The following is a 19,884-nucleotide window of genomic DNA, read 5'->3' as shown; positions in this document are numbered from 1 at the left end:
TTGATGCGCAGCATAAAGGTTAAATATTTTTAGAGGAGTCGTACATATGAAAAAAACAGTCTTATTTTTAGTATTATCTTTAGTATTAGTATTATCAGCTTGTAGTAATGGATCAAGTAGTAATGATTCAGGTTCTAAGAGTGACAGCAAAGATTCAAAAGAAACTGTGAAAATTAAAAATAATTTCGAAGCTTCAGGTAAAGAACGAGATGGTAGTGACGCTAAGAAAGTAAGCAATACTGTTGAAGTTCCTAAAAACCCTAAAAATGCAGTAGTCTTAGATTATGGTGCTTTAGATGTACTTAAAGAATTAGGTGTGGCTGATAAAGTTAAAGGTTTACCAAAAGGTGAAAACAACGAATCATTACCTGATTTCTTAAAAGAATTCAAAGATGATAAATATGTTAACACTGGAAATCTTAAAGAAGTTAATTTCGACAAAGTAGCTGCTGCTAAACCAGAAGTTATATTTATCTCAGGTAGAACAGCAAATCAGAAGAATTTAGATGAATTCAAAAAAGCTGCACCAGACGCTAAAATCGTTTACGTAGGTGCGGATGAGAAAAACTTAGTTAAAGACATGAAGAAAAACACTGAAAACTTAGGTAAAATTTACGACAAAGAAGATAAAGCCAAAGACATTAATGAAGACTTAGATGAAAAAATATCTGAAATGAAAGATGAAACTAAGAAGTTCAATAAAACTGTAATGTATTTATTAGTAAATGAAGGTGAATTATCAACATTTGGTCCTAAAGGTCGTTTTGGTGGCTTAGTATTTGATATATTAGGCTTTAAACCAGCAGATGAAAATGTTAGCAATAGTCCACATGGCCAAAACGTAAATAATGAATATATTAGCAAGCATAATCCAGATGTTATTTTAGCAATGGACCGTGGTGAAGTTGTAGGCGGAGAATCAACTGCTAAAAAAGTGTTAAGTAATAATGTTATTAAAGACGTTAAAGCAGTTAAAAATGATAAAGTATATCAATTAGATCCTAAATTATGGTACTTTGCTTCTGGTTCAACTACAACAACTATGAAACAAATTGATGAATTAGAAGAAGTAGTCGATAAATAAATTGATAGTATAAGTTTTCAATATCGCCCTGAATAGGGCGATATTTTTTTGGAGGAAATTAGTGTTGAAAATTATTTTATAAGAAAGTAATATAATTTTAAGTGATATTGATAATCGTTATCACTTAATAATACAACAAGAGGATGTTGCAACGATGAAGAAAATAATTTTGTTTTTAATATTAAGTCTTGCTTTAGTCTTAACAGCGTGTGGTAAAAGCTCTGACAGTAACAATGATACTTCGAAGAAGATTGACAATAAAGACATCGTTCAAATTGAAAATAATTATAAGACAAGAGGCGAGAAAAAAGATAAAAGTGATGCCAAAAAAATTAAAGAAACTGTTGATGTGCCCAAGAATCCAAAACGTGCAATTGTCTTTGATTATGGTGCCGTCGATGTATTAAAAGTGTTTGGCGTTCAAGACCGCATTATTGGATTACCTAAAGGTGAAAAAAATGCTGCGTTACCTGAATTTCTTTCAGAATTCAAAGATGATAAATACATCAATACTGGTAATTTAATCCAAATTAATTTTGATAAAATAGCTAAAGCTAAACCAGAGGTCATTTATATTTCTGGAAGAACAGCAACAGTGAAGAATATAGATGAACTTAAAAAAGCTGCACCAGACGCTAAAATCGTTTATGTTGGTGCCAGTGAGAAAAACTATATAAATGATATGAAATCTGTAACAACTAAATTAGGAAAAATTTATGGTAAAGAAGATAAAGCTAAATCATTAATTGAAGAGTTGGATAAAAAAATAGCGGATACAAAAGCGAAAGTTGAAAAATTAGATAAGAAAACAATGTATCTTTTAGTTAACGAAGGCGAATTATCTACATTTGGACCAGGAGGTAGATTTGGAGATTTAATCTACGATACATTAGGATTTAAACCTACAGATGAGCATGTCAAAGCAAGTCCACATGGCCAAAATATTAATAATGAGTATATTACAAGTAAAAATCCTGATATTATCTTAGCAATGGATAGAGGACAAGTTGTAAGTGGCAAATCAAGTGCAAAACAAACGTTATCTAATGATGTAATTAAAGATGTAAATGCAGTTAAAAATGGTAATGTATACGAATTAGATCCTAAACTATGGTACTTTAGCGCTGGTTCAACTTCAACAACAATCAAACAAATTGATGAATTAAATCAAATCTTGAAAAAATTAAAATAATAAAAACGTAAAGTATAAAGGCTTAGTAACAATCTTTCAATCGTTACTAAGCCTTTATTATAATTCAAAATATAAATGATAGTGGAATTTACAACGACTATTAAAATGTGCTTGGCATTTAGGACATAGCTCTGTCATCATATAATCTTGAATAGACATTTCATGTTTACATACACCACACATAATTGCCTTTTCATCAAATTCTTGTTCTGACCATCTTTTGATAGGGTGTGTTTCGTGTTCTTCGTGACATTGATAACACGGATAATATTTATTGCAGCATTTGAATTTTATTGCTATAACATCTAAAAAAGTATGGTAATGTGTGCATCGTGTTTCATTGTCTACAAGTGAGCCATAAACCTTTGGCATCATTCATCGTCTCCCATCAACATATATAGTTGCTATTCTTTAGGATGCTCTCCAATAATACGAACTTCACGATGAAGTTCGACATCGAATTTTTCTTTCACTACTTTTTGTACGTGATGAATTAAATCTTCATAATCAGTAGCTGTTCCATTATCTACATTAACCATGAATCCTGCATGTTTTTTAGAAACTTCTACGCCACCAACGCGATAACCCTGTAAATCAGAATCTTGTATTAATTTTCCTGCAAAATGACCGGGTGGTCTTTGGAACACACTACCACATGATGGATATTCTAGTGGTTGTTTAGACTCACGACGTTCAGTTAAGTCATCCATCTTCGCTTGAATTTCGTCTAATTTTCCTGGTTCAAGTGTGAATGCAGCTTCAAGTACAACTAAATGTTGCTTTTGTACAATACTATTTCTGTAATCTAATTCTAATTCTTTATTAGTAAATTGAATTAAATCACCTTCTTCATTAACACAAAGCGCGTAGTCGATACAATCTTTGATTTCACCACCATATGCGCCAGCATTCATGTAAACAGCTCCTCCGACAGAACCTGGAATGCCACAAGCAAATTCTAAACCTGTTAACACATGGTCTCTAGCAGCACGTGAAACATCTATAATTGCAGAACCGCTTCCAGCAATAATAGCATCATCAGAAACATTAATATGATTTAATGATAATAAGCTAATAACAATACCACGAATGCCGCCTTCACGAATAATAATGTTTGACCCATTTCCGAGGTATGTGACCGGGATATCTTTTTCTTTAGCGTATCTTACAATAGCTTGTACATCCTCATTTTTAGTGGGAGATAAATAAAAGTCTGCATTTCCACCTGTCTCGGTGTATGTATATCGTTTTAAAGGTTCATTTACTTTAATAATATCTTCAGGTATTAAGGATTTTAAATCTTGTAAGATGTCTTCTTGCTTTAACATAAGTACATCCTTTCTTCTCTTCTATAATCTAATTTTTATTATAGCAATTTTATAGATGATTTGCGAAAACGACAACAGAATTCAAAGTTTTACAACTTTTGAAATATATCTTCAAAGTATTTCTGTTTTTGATTTTCGTATGGTCTTATATAATTAGTATGTTGGATAATAGAAACCTTTTTTTCTGAAAAGTGACGTGCTATATCTGATTGTGTTGCAAGTGCTTTGTCTACTTCAATATACTGTTTGAATAAGGTTGTGTCCATTTGAATGATGTGTAGGCGAATGGTTTGTCTCAAATCAATCATATTATTGAACTTAGCCATCATAACTTTCTTTTTATAAGGGTGATGGAGACGATAAAAGCCTAAATAATTTAATCGTTTCTCATCTAGAGCTGTGATATCATGTAAATTATTTACACCAATTAAAACATCTAAAATGGGTTCAGTTGCATAATTAAAATGACTTGTGCCTCCAATATGTTGCGCGAACTTTACAGGAGAATCTAGCAAGTTGAATAATGATGTTTTAGTTGTTTGATATAATGTGTCATATTCAGATTGAGTGTCGCCATGAATAAAAGGCTGAACGGTTGAGTACATTCGTATCTCCTTTAAATTATAAGTTTTGACAAATTCTGAAATACTATAACACAAATCATTTTCAATATAAATAGCTTTAGGTATAATACGTGTTGATAGGAGTGCATTTATGAAGAAATTAGCAATACTTTCTATAATGTTGATATGTGGCATATTGCTCTCATCATGTGGCAATCAAAGTAGCGCGGACTTAAAGGATTTTCAAACACAACTTAATAAGGTTGAAGATGAGAAGGAAGATCTTAAAACTTTAATGGACAAGATTCACTTGAAACAATTGGATCAATTGAGCAAGACGGACACCACTGATAAGAATAAAAGAGAGTTTGAAGCACTAAAGAAAGATATTAACAAACACTTAATTCCTCAATTTAAAAAATATGAAAAGTCAGCTAAACAATTACCAGCTGAACATCAAGATGTTAAAGACTTAAAGAACAAGTACTTAGAAAATGTAAAACAGGAAAAACAATCTATATATGATATTAAAACCTTTGTAGATTTATGTAATAAGTCAATTAAGGCGAATGAAGATATCTTGGATTATACAAAGTTATTTGAAAGTAATCGCTCACAAGTAGAAACGCAAATTAAAAAGGCAAATAATCAAGAAGATGCCAATCAGTTAACATCTAAAATTGAAAGTAACAATCAAAATCTTAAAGAAGCTGCACAAAAATACTTAGAAAGTGATGATAGTAATTCTAAGAAAGCAATTGACGAACATATTAAACCGTTAATTGAGAAGCAAATTTCAGAATTAAACCAAACCAATATTACTGACCCAAAAGTCAACAGTGCTCGCAAAAATGCGATTGAAATGTATTATAATTTATTGAATTACTATGATACGCGAGAAACTACAATTGAAATAGAGAAAAAACTTTCTAAAATTGATGTAGAAAAGTTACCGAAAACGGGTAAAGAATTAAGTAAGGATAATAATGATTTTTACGAAGATTTGAAAAAGTTAAAAAAGCAATAGATAGACATAGTTGATAAAATTAAAATTTTTGGTTAACAATGGACTTTGAAATGTGTATAATTGAACCCATTGAGTAGTTTATAATGATTATAAAGAGCAACATGGGCATAAATAATTTTAGAGGTGAATAGAATGGCTATAAAGCTGAGTTCGATTGACCAGTTTGAGCAAGTACTTAAAGATAATAAATATGTATTTGTATTAAAACATAGTGATACTTGTCCAATCTCAGCAGATGCATACGATCAATTTAATAAATTTTTATATGAAAGAGATATGGATGGCTATTACTTAGTCGTTCAAGAAGAAAGAAAACTTTCTGACTATATCGCTGAAAAGACAAATGTGAAACATGAATCGCCACAAGCATTCTATTTTATTGATGGAGAAGCAACTTGGAATGCTAGTCACAGTGATATTAATGTATCTTCATTAGCTCAAGCTGAAGAATAACAACTATCAACAATTAAAAATAGTAAACGCGATTAGGTTAAAAAAATAGTTTAGACTGCATTATAAAGCGCAGTAGCTGACAAATCTGAGAGACTGGCCACACAATGGCTTCTCAGCTCTAGTCATCCATGCAGGAGTGGGCAATGAATTCTAGATGAATTCCGTGTCACTCCTGTTTTTATTTATCTATTTGCAACAGCTATTATTATGAAAAGTAGAGACAACCCATGTATAATGTGAAAGTGAAGTCGAATGTATAACATCTAAATCAATATATAAATAAAGAAAATGGCATGAGGTGATTAACAGATGAAAATATTAGTAGCAATGGATGAATTTAACGGTATAATCTCAAGTTATCAAGCGAATCGTTTCGTTGAAGAAGCGGTAGCCAGTCAAATTGAAGATGCTGATATTGTACAAGTGCCATTATTTAATGGGCGTCATGAATTAATGGATTCGGTGTTCTTATGGCAATCAGGTACGAAATATAGAGTGAATGTGCATGATGCGGATATGAAGGAAGTCGAAACAGTTTATGGTCAAACTGAACAAGGATTAACTATAATTGAGGGGAATTTATTTATAAAAGGACAAAAACCGGTTGAACAACGTTCAAGTTACGGTTTAGGAGAAGTAATTATAGATGCACTGAATAATGGAGCCGATAACATTGTTATTTCACTTGGTGGCATCGATAGTTTCGATGGTGGTATTGGGATGATGCAAGCTTTAGGTGCTCAATTCTATAATGATGAAGGAGAACTTCTAGATGCACGTGAAGGTGCTCAAGTGATTAAATTTATTCGTCGAATTGATTTTTCTGCAATACCTCAAAATTTCAAGGATGCACATATTCAATTGATGTCTGATTTTTCTAGTAAATTATATGGTAAGCATAGTGAAATTATGAAGACGTATGAAACACATCAATTGACACGAGAAAAAGCTGCAGAAATAGATAATTTAATTTGGTACTTCAGTGAGCTTGTTAAAAATGAAATGAAAATTGCTATGGGTCCTATCGAAAGAGGCGGCGCTGGTGGTGGTATTGCAGCATTATTAAATGGATTGTATGATGCTGAAATATTAACAAGTCATGAATTGGTTAACCAAATAACACATTTAGATGATTTAGTTTCTCAGGCGGATTTAATCATCTTTGGTGAAGGTGTTAAAGAAGAGGATCACTTACTTGAAACAACAACTTTAACAATTGCAGAATTAGCGCAAAAACATGATAAACCTGCGATTGCTATTTGTGCGACTGATGACAAATTTGATGTCTTTGATCAGTACCATGTTACAGCAATGTTTAATACTTTCGTTGAGATGCCAGAAAGATACACAGACTTTAAAATGGGTATACAAATCCGACACTTTACTGTTCAAGCACTTAGATTATTAAAAACGACATTAAATAATGCATAAATGAATAACTAACAAAAGGCAAACTGCAATTACCTATATAAGCATGGTAATTGTGGTTTGCCTTATTTATTATATTTATTTATGGTGATGTGTGACTTCTTGAGCAATACCAATGATGACTTGCACTGCCTTCTCCATTACATCGATAGATGCATATTCAAAAGGTCCATGGAAATTACCGCAACCTGTAAATATATTAGGAGTTGGTAAGCCTTTAAATGATAATTGTGAACCATCAGTTCCACCACGAATAGGTGCAGTGTTTGGTTCTATATTTAAATCATTGAACACTTTTTTAGGAATATCAATAATATATGGATGTGGTTCAATCTTTTCAGCCATATTATAATATTGATCTTCTATATCTACTTTTACTGGGAAATCTTCATAATGGACATTAATATCGTCACGAATTTCTAATAATTTTTTCTTACGTAATTCGAATGATTCTCTATCATGATCACGAATGATATATTGTAATGTTGCTTTTTCAACATTACCTTCGAATTTCATCAAATGATAAAATCCCTCATAGTCTTCCGTACGTTCAGGAACTTCGCCAGCGGGTAGTAGACTATGAAATTGATGGCCTAATGAGATAGCATTGACCATGATGTTTTTAGCAGATCCTGGATGGACATTCACACCATGTGTAGTTATCTTAGCCTCAGCGGCATTAAAACTTTCAAATTGTAATTCTCCAAATTCACTGCCGTCCATTGTATAAGCGAAATCTGCATTGAAACGTTCCACATCGAATTTATGAGGACCTCGTCCAATTTCTTCGTCTGGCGTGAATGCGATACGGATTCGACCATGCTTGATTTCTGGGTGCTCTATTAAATATTTTACTGCTTCCATGATTTCGACAACTCCAGCTTTATCATCTGCACCTAACAGTGATGTGCCGTCAGTAATCATTAGCGTATGACCTATAAGTTTTTTTAATTCTGGAAAAGTTTCTTGGCTCAATACTCGACCAGTATCACCTAATTTAATTGTTTTACCATCATATTGTTCTACAATTTGAGGATTCACATTGCTGGCATTAAAATCTGGTGATGTATCAACATGTGCCAGGAACCCAACGGTAGGGACGTCGAAAGATACATTGCTTTCTAACGTCGCAAATAAATATCCATTGTCGTCGAGATTCGTTTCTAAGCCAAAACCTTCAAGTTCTTGTTGTAATAAACGCAATAAATCCCATTGCTTCTCAGTTGAAGGTGTAGTTGAAGATTCCGGATTAGATTGTGTATCGATTTTTACGTAACGTGATAATCTATCTATAAGCTGTGCTTTCATAGCAAGACATCCCCTTAGACTCTATTATTCATATTATAAGATTTTCTATATGTTTTACCTTTAATTTTATCATAATACTGCTTTATACGTGTGTAAATATAGTAGAGGATTTCTGCTACTAAAATGCCGAATGCGATTGAACCAGAAATAAGTGTAACTTCTAAGAAAGTATTCACTGCTTGTGTATAATCATTTGAGACTAGATAACGTGTTGCTTCATATGCAGTTCCACCTGGAACAAGTGGAATAATTCCGGGCACTATAAAAATGATCACAGGGCGCTTATAACGACGACTCATAACATGGCTAAGTAACCCGAGTATTAAACTTCCTAGAAATGAGGCACCTACTTTTCCTAAATCCATATCTACAGTGAATTGATAAATTGTCCATGCTACAGCACCTACAAAACCACATGCTGCGAGTAGTCGCTTCGGTGCATTGAAGATAATTGAGAAGAGTACTGTAGAAATGAAACTAATTGTAAAATGGAATAAATAAAATAACATTTATAAACAGCCTTTCTTAAATAATTAGTAAAACGATGGCTACACCAGCACCGATGGCGAATGAAGTTAATGCAGCTTCCACGCCTCTAGACATCCCAGCTAATAATTCACCAGCCATTAAATCTCGAATTGCATTACAAATTAATATACCAGGTACAAGCGGCATTACACTTGAAATGGTAATGATATTTTGATTCGTGGCAATACCAAGTTTGGTAAATGTGGCTGCAATCGTGATGACGACAGCGGAAGCAACGAATTCTGAAAAGAATTTAATTTGAATAAAACGCTGTACTAAACTAAAAGTGAGAAAAGCAGCTCCACCAGCTATAACAGCAATCCAGCAATCAGATGCTACACCGCCAAACATGAATAAAAAGAATCCGCAGGCAATTGCAGCAGCAAAAAAGTTTAGTAAAAATGAATATTGCAATGATGCTCGGCGCAAATGAATAAATTCAGATTTTGCTTCATCAATGGTTAATTCATTTCTGGAAATTTTTCTAGATAAACTATTAGTGAGTGCGATTTTTTCTAAATCTGTAGTACGTTCACGGATTCTAATAAGTCGTGTATTTGTTCGATCATTGAGTGAAAAGATAATGGCTGTTGATGTTACAAAGCTATATGTATCATGTAAACCATAACTATGAGCTATACGATTCATCGTATCTTCAACACGATAAGTTTCCGCACCAGCTTCTAGCAGAATTCTACCAGCTATTAAAACTACATCAATCACTTTATTTTCATCGATAATAGTGATTGAATCTGACATAAACGGCACCTCCGTAACATTAGATAATTAAATTTATTTCAATAGACAATTTGAAGTGTACAACTTGCACACGCAACTTGCAATAGTACGCTAGGTATTCATACTACATCTAGGCCGTTGCTAACATGAAATTAAGTATAATTACATAAAAAAAGTCAACATATTTAGATAACCAGATATATTAATAATTTGGTTAATCAATATGTTGACTTCTTTTACGTTTCTATAACTTAATGATTGGATTAAACATCACTTGATTACGACCTTCATTCTTAGCAACGTGAACCATATCATCGGCATCTTTGAAGACTTTTCGTTGTGATTTATGGTCATCTTGCGATAGGTAACCTACACCAATAGAGACAGATAATTTTATGACTTCCTTATTTGGTAAGTGGAATGAAGACTTTTCAACACCTGTTCGAATATTTTCAGCTAATTTAACGCTTTGATCCAATGAGTAATTACGAATCACGACTGAAAATTCTTCGCCCCCATTACGAAAAATTTGAAACTGCTTTGGTACATAATTCTTCAATAACTGTGACATTTGTTTGAGCACAGCATCTCCAGATTTATGTGAATACGTATCATTTACATCTTTAAAACCATCTATATCAATTAATAATAAGGCAAGACTTTCATTTTTATCCTCAGCAATCTGAGATACATGATTTAAATGTCTATCAAATTCTTTTACATTACCTAGTCCAGTAAGATAGTCATACTTATCTTCATTTTCATAGCGTGTGACTAATGAGAAGAAGTGCCACATATCGACAAATGTAATTGCAGAAGCGATGGTTAAAACGAATGAAATTGGGACTAAAAATGCGATTTCTGTAAGATCATATAGCGGACTAAAGATAGATAAAATAAGTAAAATAATAACACTAATCAAATTTAAAATAACTAAAGCTACAATGTCATTTTGTTTTAAAAAAGGTCCAACCATACTTACAATGATACCTATTACAATAAGTACTACACCATAAAGAAGTGAGTTTCCAAATGCGAACACTTCTACTAAAGCAACGATAACTGCCGATACAAGCGTATAGCCCATATTAGTAAAGCGTCCTAAAAATAACAATGGGACAAATGTTAAATGAACTAAATACTCTTGATGGAATGGAATTGGATAAGCTGCAAGTAGCAGTGCAACAATCGTCATTAATACAGTGACATAGCCTTTTGAAAAGACCATTATTTTATTTTCGGAATATTGTAATCGATGAAATAAATAAATGCCAGCTACCATAACTGCAACATTATAAATGATAGATTCAATCATATTGGAATCGACTCCTTTAATTTAACCATTAGTTATTGTAAGTGAAAACTTACCATTTGTCATTAAGTTGTATCAGATAACATAAATAAAATAGATAGAATATTTGAACTTTTATATTCAAATGAATACTGAAATGATATGATATAAATTGATTATCTTTACAAAAAATTTACAATTAATTAAAAAATAAGGATTAATTTGAAGAAATAGGGTAAAATAGTTGAAGTTTAATGAACTATTTAAAGAATAGTTAGTAATTTACAACTATAGTCCAATACAAAAATGATTTGAAAATTGTTTAAATAGAATGAATAGATAACTCGCAAATATGTAAAATTAAAAGAGATTTATTGAAGGTGAACTGATGTATACTTTACTACTTATTGCTGTAACATTGGTAATCAGTTTAATATTAACACCTATGATTATAAAGGTCTCTATTAAATTTGATTTAGTAGATAGGCCAAATTTTAGAAAAGTACATACAAAACCAGTTTCAGTATTGGGTGGTACTGTTATACTACTTTCTTTCTTAATAGGAATCTGGCTTGGACATCCGATTGAAAGAGAAGTTAAGCCCTTAGTTATGGGGGCTATAGTTATGTATTTAGTAGGACTAATTGATGATATTTATGATTTGAAGCCTATTTTAAAGTTGATTGGTCAAATTGTCGCAGCTTCAATCGTAGCATTTTATGGAATTACAATAGATTTTATTTCGTTTCCTATGGGCCCGACAATTCATTTTGGAATATTAAGTATACCGATTACCATTATTTGGATTGTGGCGATAACTAATGCTATCAATTTAATTGATGGTTTAGACGGACTGGCTTCTGGAGTATCTGCAATTGGTCTAATTACAATTGCTTTTATTGCGATTTTACAAGCTAATGTATTTATTATCATGATTTGTAGTGTACTAATAGGATCATTATTAGGATTTCTATGTTTCAACTTTCACCCGGCTAAGATCTTTTTAGGGGATAGCGGAGCGCTACTGATAGGATTTATCATTGGTTTTCTATCCTTACTTGGTTTTAAGAACATTACATTTATTTCATTGTTTTTCCCAATTGTGATTTTAGCTGTACCATTTATTGATACGTTATTTGCAATGATTCGAAGAATGCGAAATGGTCAGCATATTATGCAAGCAGACAAATCGCATTTGCATCATAAACTTTTAGCTTTAGGATATAGCCATAGACAAACAGTATTATTAATTTATTCAATAGCGATTTTATTTAGTTTATCAAGTATCATTTTATACTTATCTCAACCTTTAGGTGTACTCCTAATGTTCATTTTAATTGTTATCACAATTGAATTGATTGTTGAATTTACAGGTTTGATTGATGATAGTTACCGTCCGATACTTAATTTAATAACAAAAAAGAATGAACAACATCACGGTGATAATGGTGTTGATCAACATGATAAAAAATAAAGCCTTGTTTGTAATAACTACTTAAATGATTAGGTAGTGTTATACAAACAAGGTTTTTTATTAATTAGTGGGTATATCAAAAGGTAATTTCTTTACGTCCGCTTCATGCAATTCGAAATTACCAGCTGTGTTCTTATTTAAAAATGCAATAAAGTCATCATATTCAGTTTGTACGACATCAATTTGATAACTAACCTTATCGGTATAAGTGGTATCTCTTAGAAAGTACGTTGTAGAGGCCAATTCATATTCTAACTTTCCAGTTAAATCATAATTGATAGTCACGGTAGTAGGAATAGCATCACGCAGTTCTACACGTCCTATATCATAAATGACGTCTCTAACAGCACCACTATATGCCCGTATAAGTCCGCCACCGCCAAGTTTAATACCCCCAAAGTATCGAGTAACAACGACACAAACATTATGTACGTCTAATTTTTTTAATATTTCAAGCATAGGGACACCCGCTGTGCCACTTGGTTCACCATCATCATTGGCTTTCTGAATATTCATTTGATCACCAACTGTATATGCTGAACAATTGTGCGTAGCCTCTTTATGTTGTTGCTTAATTTCGTTTATGAATGCTTTAGCTTCATCCTCTGATGAAACAGGTTTGATATGTGCGATGAATCTAGATTTATTAATGACATTTTCAATCGAATGTTCCTGTTTAATCGTAATAATATCATTGCTCAAAGTTGTTCACCTCCAGTAAATAAAAAGGATATTTGACCTTTATTATACACGCTTCATTTTAAATGAATAAATATCTGATTATGAATTTCTTTTTCAATCAAAATAATTTATAATAGCTTTGAGTATAATTGAGGAGGACTACTATGAAAATCGCATTAATGGCAGATTCAACTGGGTATCTACCGCAAGACTTTATGGACCAATATGAGATACCTATTGCACCATTAAGTGTTGCATTTGATGATGGAGAAACGTTTACTGAGAATGATAATGTACCAATTGAACGTTTTTATAATAAAATGGCCTCATCTAAAACATTCCCAACAACAAGTCAACCGGCTATTGGGGAATGGATTGAGAACTATGAGAAGTTAAGAGATAAAGGTTACACTGATATTATTGTGATTGCTTTATCAAGTGGTATAAGTGGCAGCTATCAATCAGCTACACAAGCTGGAGAAATGGTAGAGGGTGTCAATGTTCATACGTTTGATAGTAAATTGGCAGCGATGATTGAAGGAAGTTATACAATCTATGCTAAAGAACTCATTGACAAAGGATTTACACCAGAAGTAATTATTGAAGAATTAAAAGAAATCCGAGAACAAGCTGGCGCTTACTTAATTGTTGATGATCTTAAGAATTTACAAAAAAGCGGACGTATAACTGGTGCTCAAGCATGGGTTGGAACATTATTAAAAATGAAACCTGTACTTCGTTTCGAAAAAGATGGCAAAATTCATCCTTTTGAAAAGATACGTACTAAAAAACGTGCATTTAATACATTAGAAGAGAATATCTTTGAAATTATTAAAGACATTGATGAAGTGACCGTTTTTGTAATTAATGGTGATAAAATTGATGAAGGTAAAGACTTTTATAACCATTTAAAAGAAACTTATCCAAACATCAATATTCAGTATTCAGAATTTGGACCAGTTATTGCATCTCACCTTGGTTCAGGCGGATTAGGTTTAGGATATTTCCCAAGAAAAATCGAAATTAATTAATTGTTGATAATTAAAGTCTAAAAGTGTTAAAGAAAGTATTGTTTAGCATATAGTGTTTCAATACTTTTTTAACATCTTTTAGGCTTTTTTATTTTATAAGGAGTGATTCGTAATAAAATTTTACGGAAAGTTAGTAAGTCCAGATGTGACGTTAAGTGATGAGACAGTTACTCAAGTTACACCTGGTATTATCGCTACAGATGATGGTTATCAATGTCTTCAATGTGGCAATACAGATAAACGTTATATGTATGAATATGAAACACCTTTTTCAGAAGAACGTATAATTTATTGTAGGTATTGTATACAATTAGGGCGCATGGACAATATTACAGAATTTAAGATTACACAAAGTGAGAATACTATTTCTGAAGGACATTACGACTTACTCTTTCAATTATCAGAACAACAACAATATGCTTCAGAGGCAATTGTACAAGCAATTAAAACGCTTCACCCATTATTATTATATGCGGTTACTGGTGCGGGTAAGACTGAAATGATGTATGAAGGTATACGAGTAGCGCGCCAACTTGGGTTTAATGTAGCCATAGTATCCCCAAGAGTAGATGTTGTAGTAGAAATTAGTTTGCGCATTAAAGAAGCATTCATTTCAGAAGACATAGATGTATTACACCAAAGTAGCCAACAACAATATAATGGTCACTTCATCGTTGCAACCGTTCATCAATTGTTTAGATTTAAATCTCACTTTGATGTTATATTTATCGACGAAGTTGATGCTTTTCCTTTATCAATGGATCCTCGGCTTATGGAGGCAATTCGGTTATCATCAAAACAAAAACATAGCCACATATTTATGACGGCAACACCTCCGAAAGAGCTGTTGAATCGTTTGTCTTCTGAGTAAATCATTACATTACCTGCGCGTTTTCATAAACATCCACTACCAGTCCCCAATTTCACATATTTCAAATTAAACGTTAAGCATATACAACTTAAATTGAAAAGAATTTTAATGAATCAAATTACAGAAAAACGTTACACACTAGTATTCTTTAACAATATTGAATTGATGGTAGAGACGTACCAACATTATCGTTACCACTTTTCAGATTTAATCTATGTTTCAAGCAAAGATGCACTACGATTTAGCAAAGTTCAAGCACTTCGAAACGGTGAACATGCTATCGTTTTTACGACAACAATTTTAGAAAGAGGTTTCACAATGGCACAATTAGATGTCATTGTCATCAATGCACATACTTTTGAAAAGGCTGCACTTATTCAAATTGCGGGGCGGGTTGGTCGTAAACAAGGAGCACCTACAGGAAAAGTGATATTTATGCATGAAGGTGTGAGTATAGCTATGATACAAGCTAAAAGAGAAATAAAAAAAATGAATCGATTAGGTATAGAACGTGGGTGGGTAATTGGTTAAATGTATACAATGTGGATTACCAATATATGAACCGCTTGATGTTTTTAACTTTTATCGAGTACCTAAACGTATGTGTTCATCATGTCTAGAAATGTGGGATAGTGTGAAATTAATTAAGAATGACCAACGTTGTCCTAAGTGCTTAAATTATCGGGATATCAAAGAAAATGAGTGCTTGGATTGTCAATTTTTAGCTAAAAATTTTAAACTAATGGAACAGCTTTATTGTGACTACCAATATTCCGGTATTATGAAAGAAATGATACAGCAATACAAACTAATGAAAGATTATTATTTAGCTGAGGTTATAGCCTCACAACTCAACTTACCAAAAACATCTTATGATCTGATTGTACCAATTCCATCTCCAATTGAACGAGACACTCAAAGAACATTTAACCCAGTCGCAACAGTATTAGAAAAAATGGGGGTTCAATATTCGAACCTATTGGCAACTGAATTGCGTCCCAAACAGTCAAAACTTGGGAAAGTAGAGCGAGCAAAAGCTATGAACCCTTTTTATATTAAAGAAGATGTGGATTTAACTGATAAAGAAATATTACTCGTTGATGATATTTATACAACGGGATTAACAATTCATCATGCAGGGTGTAAATTATACGATAAAAATGTCAGAAAATTCAAAGTGTTTACGTTTTCAAGATAGGTTAAACGTGGTATTATAATAGTAAGAATTACCAACATAAGAGGTTAAAGGAGAGATAGCTATGATTAGATTTGAAATTCATGGAGATAACCTCACTATTACAGATGCCATCCGCAACTATATTGAGGACAAAATTGGTAAACTTGAACGTTATTTTAACGATGTGCCTAATGCAGTCGCACACGTAAAAGTAAAAACGTATCAAAATTCTACAACTAAAATCGAAGTAACAATTCCATTGAAGAATGTTACATTAAGAGCAGAAGAAAGACATGATGATTTATATGCAGGTATTGACTTAGTTACTAGCAAATTAGAACGTCAAGTACGTAAATATAAAACACGTGTTAATCGTAAGCATAAAACGCATGGAGAACCAGAAGCATTTGTAGCTGAAGTACAAGAAGCACCGCCAGAAACTGTTGATGACGTTAATGCTGAACCAACAAATGATAGTGAAATTGAGATTATCCGTTCTAAACAATTTAGCTTAAAACCAATGGATTCTGAAGAAGCAGTATTACAAATGGAATTATTAGGGCATGATTTCTATATCTTCACTGATCGTGAAACAGATGGTACAAGTATTGTTTATAAACGTAAAGACGGTAAATATGGATTAATTGAAACGACTGAATAATTGATTAATAGTAAGTTATTAATTTAAATCAATTTTGAAATATATTTATGGTGTTAAGTTCATAATGACAATTTGCAGATATAACTAAGCTGAGAAGGTAATAATAATCAAATATACTCAGTTATAGTTATTCTTATAAGGGTGGGACGATGAATTCAAAATGAATTCTGTTCCACTCTTTTTTGTAACTTATACTATAGTAATTCGTGGACGCTAATATCATGCTGTGCTAATGTAATGAAGTAATTGGATATTTAAATCATAAATTAGGCTTAGCGATTTAAATTAGGGGAAAAAGGAAGTAAGTTATTTAAGTTGCGCACAATTAAGCGTCGCACTTATATGAGTATTTAAGTATAAATTCTAAAGTATAAATGATATGATAAATTGTTGTAAGCCAAACAGTTTTTAAGCTAAAGGAGCGGACGTAATGGGATTTTTATCAAAAATTGTTGACGGCAATAAAAAAGAAACTAAACGTCTAAGTAAAATAGCCGATGAAGTACTTTCATTAGAGGAAGATATGGCTATCTTAACTGATGAAGAAATTAAAAATAAGACGAAGCAATTTCAACAAGAAGTACAAGAAATTGAAGATGTAAAAAAACAAAATGACTATCTAGATAAAATCTTACCTCAAGCATATGCTTTAGTAAGAGAAGGGTCAAAACGTGTCTTTAATATGACACCTTATAAAGTACAAGTAATGGGTGGTATCGCCATTCATAAAGGTGATATCGCTGAAATGAGAACTGGTGAAGGCAAAACTTTAACAGCGACTATGCCTACGTATTTAAATGCGCTTGCAGGACGTGGTGTGCACGTAATCACCGTTAACGAATACTTATCTAGTGTTCAAAGTGAAGAAATGGCAGAGTTATATGAATTCTTAGGCCTAACTGTAGGATTAAATTTAAATAGTAAATCAACGAATGAAAAACGTGAAGCCTATGCTCAAGATATTACTTATAGTACGAATAATGAATTAGGATTTGATTATTTAAGAGATAATATGGTGAACTATGCTGAAGAGCGTGTAATGAGACCATTACATTTTGCGATCATCGATGAGGTGGACTCTATTTTAATTGATGAAGCTAGAACGCCTTTAATTATCTCTGGTGAAGCAGAAAAATCTACGTCGTTATATACACAAGCGAATGTATTCGCCAAAATGTTAAAAGCTGAAGATGATTATAAATATGATGAAAAGACAAAAGCAGTTCATTTAACTGAACAAGGTGCAGACAAAGCTGAACGTATGTTTAAAATTGAAAATTTATATGATGTACAGAATGTGGAAGTTATTAGTCACATTAATACAGCATTAAAAGCACACGTAACATTACAACGTGACGTGGACTACATGGTTGTTGATGGAGAAGTACTCATTGTTGACCAATTTACTGGACGTACAATGCCTGGTCGTCGTTTCTCTGAAGGGCTTCACCAAGCGATAGAAGCTAAAGAGGGCGTTAAAATTCAAAATGAATCGAAAACAATGGCATCCATTACTTTCCAAAACTATTTCCGTATGTATAATAAATTAGCTGGTATGACTGGTACTGCAAAAACAGAGGAAGAAGAATTCCGTAATATTTATAATATGACGGTTACACAAATTCCTACGAATAAACCTGTTCAACGTGATGATAAATCTGATTTAATTTACATTAGTCAAAAAGGTAAATTTGATGCAGTCGTTGAAGACGTAGTCGAAAAACATAAACAAGGTCAACCCGTTCTTTTAGGTACTGTTGCGGTTGAAACAAGTGAATATATCTCTAATTTACTTAAAAAGCGTGGTATTAGACACGATGTATTAAACGCTAAAAACCATGAGCGTGAAGCGGAAATTGTTGCAAATGCAGGACAAAAAGGTGCTGTGACAATAGCGACAAACATGGCTGGTCGTGGTACTGATATTAAATTAGGTGAAGGTGTAGAAGAAATTGGCGGTTTAGCAGTTATTGGTACTGAACGACATGAATCTAGACGTATAGATGACCAATTACGTGGTCGTTCTGGTCGTCAAGGTGATAGAGGGGATAGTCGTTTCTATTTATCACTTCAAGATGAATTAATGGTTCGTTTCGGTTCTGAAAGACTTCAAAAAATGATGAATCGTTTAGGCATGGATGATTCAACTCCTATTGAATCAAAAATGGTATCACGCGCTGTTGAATCTGCTCAAAAACGTGTTGAAGGTAATAACTTTGATGCACGTAAACGTATACTTGAATACGATGAAGTATTACGTAAACAACGTGAAATTATCTACAATGAAAGAAACAATATTATTGATTCAGAGGATAGTTCACAATTAGTTAATGCAATGTTACGTTCTACATTACAACGTGGTGTGACCTATCATATAAGTGAAGAAGATGACAATCCTGACTACGCTCCGTTTATAAATTACGTTAATGATGTCTTTTTACAAGAAGGCGATCTTAAAGAAGAAGAAATTAACGGTAAAGATTCTGAAGACATCTTCGAAGTAGTTTGGTCTAAAATTGAAAAAGTATATGAAAGTCAAAAAGCCAAAATTGGTGACCAAATGGCTGAATTTGAGCGTATGATATTACTACGCTCTATAGATACTCACTGGACAGATCATATTGATACTATGGATCAATTACGTCAAGGTATCCATTTACGTTCATATGCACAACAAAATCCACTTCGTGATTATCAAAATGAAGGTCATGAGTTATTTGATATGATGATGCAAAATATTGAGGAAGATACATCTAAATTCATCCTTAAATCTGTAATTCAAGTTGATGAAGATATAGAAAGAGAGAAAACAACTGACTTTGGAACAGCTCAACATGTCTCTGCTGAAGATGGCAAAGAAAAAGCTAAAAAGCAACCTATTGTTAAAGGCGACAAAGTTGGTCGTAATGACCCATGTCCATGTGGTAGTGGCAAGAAATATAAAAATTGCCATGGAAAAGAAGAATAGGTTTTATGTTCAATAATAAGTGGGAGTTGTGAAATAGAATTCACGCTCCTACTTTTTACATATCCAATCAAATATGAATTA

The 19,884-nt window shown here is 32.6% G+C and carries 18 protein-coding genes and 1 pseudogene; 11 read left to right on the top strand and 8 right to left on the bottom strand.

Annotated features, from left to right (window positions below; translation table 11 throughout):
* The first annotated feature begins 46 nt into the window (after nucleotides 1-46).
* Together EQ029_RS09985 and EQ029_RS09980 are read left to right on the top strand one after the other, a co-directional pair.
* Nucleotides 47-1,084: a ferrated catecholamine ABC transporter substrate-binding lipoprotein SstD gene (locus EQ029_RS09985; RefSeq protein ID WP_011276419.1), complete on the top strand. Its 1,038-nt coding sequence runs from the start codon at nucleotides 47-49 to the stop codon at nucleotides 1,082-1,084.
* 154 nt (nucleotides 1,085-1,238) lie between these two features.
* Nucleotides 1,239-2,276 (top strand): ferrated catecholamine ABC transporter substrate-binding lipoprotein SstD, encoded by a 1,038-nt coding sequence (locus tag EQ029_RS09980; RefSeq protein WP_046464730.1) that lies wholly within the window; start codon nucleotides 1,239-1,241, stop codon nucleotides 2,274-2,276.
* A gap of 57 nt (nucleotides 2,277-2,333) precedes the next feature.
* Here the strand turns inward: EQ029_RS09980 and EQ029_RS09975 are convergent, their stop codons facing one another.
* The 3 genes from EQ029_RS09975 to EQ029_RS09965 form a co-directional block, all read right to left on the bottom strand.
* On the bottom strand, nucleotides 2,334-2,648 hold the full coding sequence (locus EQ029_RS09975; protein WP_029376644.1) for a CHY zinc finger protein: 315 nt from the start codon (nucleotides 2,646-2,648) through the stop codon (nucleotides 2,334-2,336).
* Between the two features lie 32 nt (nucleotides 2,649-2,680).
* Nucleotides 2,681-3,604, bottom strand: coding sequence for a UDP-N-acetylmuramate dehydrogenase (gene murB, locus EQ029_RS09970; RefSeq protein WP_011276415.1), 924 nt, complete (start codon nucleotides 3,602-3,604; stop codon nucleotides 2,681-2,683).
* An 89-nt stretch (nucleotides 3,605-3,693) separates the two neighbouring features.
* Entirely contained in the window at nucleotides 3,694-4,209 is a 516-nt protein-coding gene (locus EQ029_RS09965) for a GrpB family protein (RefSeq protein ID WP_011276414.1), read from the bottom strand.
* Nucleotides 4,210-4,318: 109 nt separating this feature from the next.
* Here EQ029_RS09965 and EQ029_RS09960 point away from each other — a divergent pair, with 109 nt between their 5' ends.
* The 3 genes from EQ029_RS09960 (at nucleotide 4,319) to EQ029_RS09950 (ending at nucleotide 7,078) form a co-directional block, all read left to right on the top strand.
* Complete coding sequence (locus EQ029_RS09960; RefSeq protein WP_011276413.1) at nucleotides 4,319-5,194, top strand: EMYY motif lipoprotein; 876 nt, start codon at nucleotides 4,319-4,321, stop codon at nucleotides 5,192-5,194.
* 132 nt (nucleotides 5,195-5,326) lie between these two features.
* Entirely contained in the window at nucleotides 5,327-5,647 is a 321-nt protein-coding gene (gene ytxJ / locus EQ029_RS09955) for a bacillithiol system redox-active protein YtxJ (RefSeq protein ID WP_011276412.1), read from the top strand.
* Nucleotides 5,648-5,956: 309 nt separating this feature from the next.
* A complete protein-coding gene (locus EQ029_RS09950; protein ID WP_011276411.1) occupies nucleotides 5,957-7,078 on the top strand; it encodes a glycerate kinase in 1,122 nt (373 codons plus the stop codon).
* Between the two features lie 75 nt (nucleotides 7,079-7,153).
* On the opposite strand, the gene pepT is transcribed toward EQ029_RS09950, so the two are convergent.
* The 4 genes from pepT to gdpS all read right to left on the bottom strand — a co-directional run bounded on the left by pepT (nucleotide 7,154) and on the right by gdpS (nucleotide 10,964).
* Nucleotides 7,154-8,383: a peptidase T gene (gene pepT, locus EQ029_RS09945; RefSeq protein WP_016930971.1), complete on the bottom strand. Its 1,230-nt coding sequence runs from the start codon at nucleotides 8,381-8,383 to the stop codon at nucleotides 7,154-7,156.
* A gap of 14 nt (nucleotides 8,384-8,397) precedes the next feature.
* Nucleotides 8,398-8,892: a threonine/serine exporter family protein gene (locus EQ029_RS09940; RefSeq protein ID WP_011276409.1), complete on the bottom strand. Its 495-nt coding sequence runs from the start codon at nucleotides 8,890-8,892 to the stop codon at nucleotides 8,398-8,400.
* 16 nt (nucleotides 8,893-8,908) lie between these two features.
* On the bottom strand, nucleotides 8,909-9,670 hold the full coding sequence (locus tag EQ029_RS09935) for a threonine/serine exporter family protein (RefSeq protein WP_011276408.1): 762 nt from the start codon (nucleotides 9,668-9,670) through the stop codon (nucleotides 8,909-8,911).
* A gap of 223 nt (nucleotides 9,671-9,893) precedes the next feature.
* Nucleotides 9,894-10,964 (bottom strand): GGDEF domain-containing protein GdpS, encoded by a 1,071-nt coding sequence (gdpS, locus tag EQ029_RS09930; protein WP_011276407.1) that lies wholly within the window; start codon nucleotides 10,962-10,964, stop codon nucleotides 9,894-9,896.
* 364 nt (nucleotides 10,965-11,328) lie between these two features.
* Between gdpS and EQ029_RS09925 the strand changes: the two genes are divergently transcribed.
* On the top strand, nucleotides 11,329-12,414 hold the full coding sequence (locus EQ029_RS09925) for a glycosyltransferase family 4 protein (RefSeq protein ID WP_011276406.1): 1,086 nt from the start codon (nucleotides 11,329-11,331) through the stop codon (nucleotides 12,412-12,414).
* A gap of 60 nt (nucleotides 12,415-12,474) precedes the next feature.
* Here the strand turns inward: EQ029_RS09925 and EQ029_RS09920 are convergent, their stop codons facing one another.
* Entirely contained in the window at nucleotides 12,475-13,116 is a 642-nt protein-coding gene (locus EQ029_RS09920; protein ID WP_011276405.1) for a YigZ family protein, read from the bottom strand.
* Between the two features lie 143 nt (nucleotides 13,117-13,259).
* On the opposite strand from EQ029_RS09920, the gene fakB1 reads away from it, so the two are divergent.
* From fakB1 to secA, 5 genes and pseudogenes are all read left to right on the top strand, one after another.
* Nucleotides 13,260-14,126 carry a fatty acid kinase binding subunit FakB1 gene (gene fakB1 / locus EQ029_RS09915; RefSeq protein WP_057504669.1) on the top strand — a complete coding sequence of 289 codons (867 nt, stop codon included), beginning with the start codon at nucleotides 13,260-13,262 and terminating at the stop codon, nucleotides 14,124-14,126.
* Between the two features lie 145 nt (nucleotides 14,127-14,271).
* Nucleotides 14,272-15,528, top strand: a pseudogene (locus tag EQ029_RS09910) (DEAD/DEAH box helicase family protein).
* On the top strand, nucleotides 15,521-16,195 hold the full coding sequence (locus EQ029_RS09905) for a ComF family protein (protein WP_016930974.1): 675 nt from the start codon (nucleotides 15,521-15,523) through the stop codon (nucleotides 16,193-16,195). The pseudogene EQ029_RS09910 and the gene EQ029_RS09905 overlap by 8 nt, the downstream one beginning before the upstream one ends.
* Before the next feature lie 61 nt (nucleotides 16,196-16,256).
* Entirely contained in the window at nucleotides 16,257-16,835 is a 579-nt protein-coding gene (hpf, locus tag EQ029_RS09900; protein WP_016930975.1) for a ribosome hibernation-promoting factor, HPF/YfiA family, read from the top strand.
* Between the two features lie 430 nt (nucleotides 16,836-17,265).
* Nucleotides 17,266-19,803 carry a preprotein translocase subunit SecA gene (gene secA, locus EQ029_RS09895; protein WP_016930976.1) on the top strand — a complete coding sequence of 846 codons (2,538 nt, stop codon included), beginning with the start codon at nucleotides 17,266-17,268 and terminating at the stop codon, nucleotides 19,801-19,803.
* Nucleotides 19,804-19,884 lie beyond the last annotated feature (81 nt).

The organism is Staphylococcus haemolyticus, assembly GCF_006094395.1.
GTDB classification, from domain to species: Bacteria; Bacillota; Bacilli; order Staphylococcales; family Staphylococcaceae; genus Staphylococcus; species Staphylococcus haemolyticus.
This window is presented reverse-complemented; position numbering and strand designations above follow the sequence as displayed.